This window comes from Streptomyces sp. P9(2023) (assembly GCF_032436795.1).
Lineage (GTDB): Bacteria > Actinomycetota > Actinomycetes > Streptomycetales > Streptomycetaceae > Streptomyces.
The window spans coordinates 1-3896 of record NZ_JAUPWM010000074.1; the positions used below are offsets into that span (position 1 = coordinate 1).

Genomic DNA, 3896 nt, shown 5'->3' on the forward strand with positions numbered 1-3896 from the left:
TTGGACATACGCAGCAACTCCATGCCCTCAACTATACAGGCACAACACTAGGGATAACTAATGAAGTTGATGAGCCTCAGGTACGGCCGCGACGACGGCCGGGGTCTTCGGCGAGGTACTACGCCACTACCGCGAGGCGTCCGAACTGACCCAGGAGGCCCTTGCCCGCCAGATCCCGTGCGACCGGTCGCATGTGGCGCGGGTGGAGGCGGGGACGCGGGTGCCGCAGGAGTCGTTCGTGAGGGCGTGCGACGAACTGCTGGAGACGGGTGGGGTGTTACTTCGGCTGTGGAGGAGGATCGATTGGTATCCCAGGGTGGAACACCCGGACTGGTTCGAGCGCCGGGCTCAGATGGACGCCGAGGCCCTGGCAGTCCGCGCGTACCAAACACAGGTGATGTCAGGCCTGTTGCAGACGCCGGAGTACGCGACGGCGCTGTTCGCCCGGCGGCTCACTTCCACTGCGGAGGTGGACGAGCGCGTGAGGGCGAGGTTGAGCCGCCAACAGCGGTTCCTGGCGCCCGACGGCCCGATGTACATCGCGGTTCTGGACGAGAGCTGCCTGCGCAACGTGGTGGGCGGTCCCGCCGTGATGCGCGACCAGTGCGCACACCTGCTGGTCGTGGGCCAACTGCCGAACATCCGCGTGCAGATCGCTCCGTCCAGCCACCCCGAAATCGACCGTCCCGACGCCTCGATGTCGCTGATCCGGCTGCCCGGAAGCCGCGAGTGGGTGTACTCGGAGTCGCTCGACCGTGGCCATCTCTCCGACGATCCGGCCCTCTATCGGCAGCATGCCCAGACCTATGATGTGCTCAGGGCGGACTCGCTGTCGGCCCGCGAATCTGCCGCTCTGATCAGCGACATGATGGAAGGGTACGGGCACCATGCAGAGCCACGATCTGACTGCGGCGACCTGGGTGAAGAGCAGCTACAGCGGCGCCAACGGCGGCGACTGCCTCGAAGTCGCCCCCGGATTCCCCGGCCTCGCCCCCGTGCGTGACAGCAAGGCCCCGGAAGGGCCGGCCGTCGTCTTCGACCGCAAGGCGTGGAACCTGTTCGTGAACTCCCTCTGACCGAAGGGCACGCACACGATGCACTTAGCGACGTGGATCAAGAGCAGCTACAGCGGGGACAACGGCGGCAACTGCCTCGAAGTCGCCCCCGGGTTCCCCGGCCTCGTCCCCGTGCGTGACAGCAAGGCGCCCGAAGGGCCCGCTCTCCTCTTCGAGCGCTCGGCCTGGGACTCCTTTGTGAGGTCCCTGTGAGTGCGGGGCGGCTGCCGAAGGGCACGAGGGTCCTGTCCATCGGGTTGCACCCCCGGTCGCTCGACTACCGGACGATGCCCGAGGGCGTCACCAAGGAGTCGCTCACGGCGCGGATCGACGCGGCGAACGCCGCCCTGCGGGAGACCGGGTTCGATGTCGTACCTTGTCTGATCGAGCCCGACCCTGACGGCGCCGAGGCCACCGTCAGGGAGGACCTCAAGGGCGGGTCGTTCGGGTTGGCGATGATCGGTGGCGGCGTACGCATGCTTCCCGAGCACACCCTCGTGTTCGAGCGGGTGGTGAACGTACTCCTGGAGACCGTGCCCGGGATCCGGTTGTGCTTCAACTCCTCGCCGGAGACCACGGTCGACGCGCTCCGGCGCTGGATCGAGCCGTAGCTCAGGCAAGGATCATCGCAGCCACGGCCGGGGCCGCGTACATCAGCGGCCAGGCCACGTGCGGGTACTGGCGGGCGCGGATGACGGTGATGACGGCGCCCGTGAAGTACAGGGCTATGCCGATGCCGGCCGCGAGGCCGATCGCGGGGATCCACAGGCCGACGACCAGGCCCACCGCGCCCGCCGCCTTGGCCAGTCCGAGCCAGGTCCACCAGGAGGTGGGGACGCCGTACTGGGTCAGGGGCTCGGTGACCCAGGGGGCCTTGATGAAGACCGAGACCGCCGAGAAGCCGACCATGATCGCGGCGACTGCGGTGACGACGACGTAGGTGGTGGACATGGCGGGCTCCTCAGCTCTGGTGGCGGCGAGCGGTTCCCGCTCGCACACCCCACTGACGGAGCGCGCCGCACCTGTGTGACAGGTACGGACGGAGAAATATCGCCGCGGCCGGCCGACGGCACTCCGGCGTCCTCACCCGGGTGAGTGGATCACACCGTCCAAGCAGCTCAGCGGGGCCGAGCCGTCGGCCCTGGGCGGCGGGCGTGGCCGGAGTCTGTGGACCGTCACGCAGGACGGCCCGATCCGAGAGGTCTCCATGTCCACATTCACTGGTCTGCGAAGAACCCTGGGGCGCGGCGGGCTCGCGGCCGTCGCGAGTCTGGCGCTGGTGCTCGCCGTTCCCGGAGTGGCCCTGGCCGCCCCGGGAGATCTGGATCCCGGCTTCGGGGGCGACGGCACGGTGCTCACCGACTCCGGCGGTGAGGAGGTGGGCAACGACGTGGTGGTGCAGGCCGACGGCAAGATCGTCGTCGTCGGCACCGACGCGCCGGACTCGTTCGGGAACTTCGCGGTGACCCGCTACCTCGCGGACGGCAGTCTGGACTCCACCTTCGGCGACGGCGGACGGGTGTCCACCGACATCGGTGGTTTCACCGACGCCGCCGAGGCGGCGGCGGTGCAGGACGACGGCAAGATCGTCGTGGTCGGGAGCTCCGCGACGGGCTTCGAGGAGTGCTGCACGTTCACGGTGGCCCGCTACACCGCCGCCGGCGCACTGGACACGACGTTCGGCAACGGCGGCATCACGTTCCTCACCGCGTTCGGCCAGCCCGCGGGTGCGCGGGACGTGGCGGTGCGTTCCGACGGCAGGATCGTCGCCGCCGGATATGCCGGCGGCCGCTTCGCGGCGGCCCGCCTCCTGGCGGACGGCACCCCGGACACCAGCTTCGACGGCGACGGCGCGGTGGCCACGGACCCGGAACCGAGTCTGGAGGAGGGGGGAACGGGCCTCTCCCTCGCCTTGCAGTCCGACGGCAAGGTCGTCGTCGGCGGCGATGTGGGAACCACCCGCTTCGACTTCATGCTGATCCGGTACAACGCCGACGGCAGCCTGGACACCGGGTTCAGCGGTGACGGCAAGGTGCGCACCGATTTCGGCGCGTACGAGGGCGCCGAGGAGGTGGCGGTGCAGGCCGACGGCAAGATCGTCGCCATCGGGAACACCGACGCGGACGCCGCGGTGGCCCGGTACCTCGCCAACGGCAGCCTGGACACGAGCTTCAGCGGTGACGGCATGGTGACCACCGCCGGTGGAGCCGCCAGGGACGGGGTCGTGCAGGCCGACGGCAGAATCGTCGTCGCGGGCAGGGGCGGCGGTGACGGCGGCGACTTCGGGCTGATCCGCTACAACCCCGACGGCGCTCCGGACCCCGGCTTCGGGACCGGCGGCAGGGTGACGACCTCTTTCGGCGGCGCCGACATCGCCGGCGCGGTCGCGCTGCAGTCCGACGGCAAGATCGTCGCGGCCGGCCACGGCGGGCCGAACGTCGACTTCGCGGTCGCCCGCTACGAGGGTGGCGGAGGCGCCCCAACGCCGCCCAGCGTGGACGTCTCGGTGACCAAGACCGGGCCCGGCACCGTCAGCATCGGTGACCAGGCCACGTACACGATCCGGGTGACGAACAACAGCACGACGGCGACGGCCACCGCGGCCTCGGTCTCCGACACGCTCACCGGCGGCTCCGGGACCCTGCTGTCGGCCACGCCCAGCCAGGGCGGCCCCTGCACCGTCAACCCCACCACCATGATGTGTCGGTTGGGCGACCTGGCGCCGGGCGCATCGGCCACCATCACCGTGGTCGCGGAACCGCGTGCCACCGGGACCCTCACCGACTGGGTGGCGACAGCGGCCGTGGAGGACGACCCCGTACCGGCCAACAACAACGCCAA

General features: G+C 69.9%; 4 protein-coding genes and 2 pseudogenes. 5 read left to right on the forward strand and 1 reads right to left on the reverse strand.

All coding sequences use genetic code 11. The features are described 5' to 3' along the window. Window positions 1-85: 85 nt before the first annotated feature. The 4 genes and pseudogenes from Q5762_RS36545 to Q5762_RS36560 all read left to right on the forward strand — a co-directional run. Window positions 86-1003 (forward strand): annotated as a pseudogene (locus Q5762_RS36545) (helix-turn-helix domain-containing protein); the annotation flags it as partial. Continuing rightward, a pseudogene (locus Q5762_RS40120) lies at window positions 972-1076 on the forward strand (DUF397 domain-containing protein); the annotation flags it as partial. The pseudogenes Q5762_RS36545 and Q5762_RS40120, both read left to right, overlap by 32 nt. 18 nt (window positions 1077-1094) lie before the next feature. Next, window positions 1095-1268 carry a DUF397 domain-containing protein gene (locus Q5762_RS36555; RefSeq protein WP_315896635.1) on the forward strand — a complete coding sequence of 58 codons (174 nt, stop codon included), beginning with the start codon at window positions 1095-1097 and terminating at the stop codon, window positions 1266-1268. Beyond that, on the forward strand, window positions 1265-1666 hold the full coding sequence (locus Q5762_RS36560; protein ID WP_315896636.1) for a hypothetical protein: 402 nt from the start codon (window positions 1265-1267) through the stop codon (window positions 1664-1666). Before Q5762_RS36555 ends, Q5762_RS36560 begins: the two co-directional genes overlap by 4 nt. Before the next feature lies 1 nt (window position 1667). Here the strand turns inward: Q5762_RS36560 and Q5762_RS36565 are convergent, their stop codons facing one another. Beyond that, entirely contained in the window at window positions 1668-2006 is a 339-nt protein-coding gene (locus Q5762_RS36565) for a DoxX family protein (protein WP_315896637.1), read from the reverse strand. Between the two features lie 256 nt (window positions 2007-2262). Here Q5762_RS36565 and Q5762_RS36570 point away from each other — a divergent pair. After that, the coding region (locus Q5762_RS36570; protein WP_315896638.1) for a calcium-binding protein at window positions 2263-3896 on the forward strand (1634 nt) is incomplete at its 3' end.

Bases quoted from the DNA above. Each gene is read 5' to 3' on its own strand.
- Q5762_RS36565 (WP_315896637.1), bottom strand. From the start codon at position 2,006: ATGTCCACCACCTACGTCGTCGTCACCGCAGTCGCCGCGATCATGGTC.
- Q5762_RS36555 (WP_315896635.1), top strand. From the start codon at position 1,095: ATGCACTTAGCGACGTGGATCAAGAGCAGCTACAGCGGGGACAACGGC.